Source organism: Streptomyces sp. GbtcB7, assembly GCF_019091445.1.
Lineage (GTDB): Bacteria > Actinomycetota > Actinomycetes > Streptomycetales > Streptomycetaceae > Streptomyces > Streptomyces mirabilis.
On record NZ_JAGXJM010000431.1, the window covers coordinates 1 to 252 of the forward strand.

General features: G+C 61.5%; 1 protein-coding gene. It reads right to left on the bottom strand.

Going from position 1 to position 252, the window contains the following annotated elements; translation table 11 throughout:
* Positions 1-22: 22 nt before the first annotated feature.
* The coding region (locus KVT44_RS56440; protein ID WP_217577068.1) for a hypothetical protein at positions 23-252 on the bottom strand (230 nt) is incomplete at its 5' end.

The following is a 252-nucleotide window of genomic DNA, read 5'->3' on the forward strand; positions in this document are numbered from 1 at the left end:
GAGCATCCTCCAACGCGACCTGTCACGCCACCCGCTTGTCGACGTGTGGATGGATGCGACCGTTTGCGATTTCACCGCAGACCGGCTGTCGCAGCGTCTGGATACGGCCCTGTGCCGCGGTCAGGCAGGTTCGACGCTCATGGTCCACGCCGACCATTTCGTCATAGCTGCGGGAACGATAGAAAACACGCGGTTGCTGTTGCTTCTCGACGAAGCGCATGACAGGCGGATATTCGACGGCTGCGACGCCCT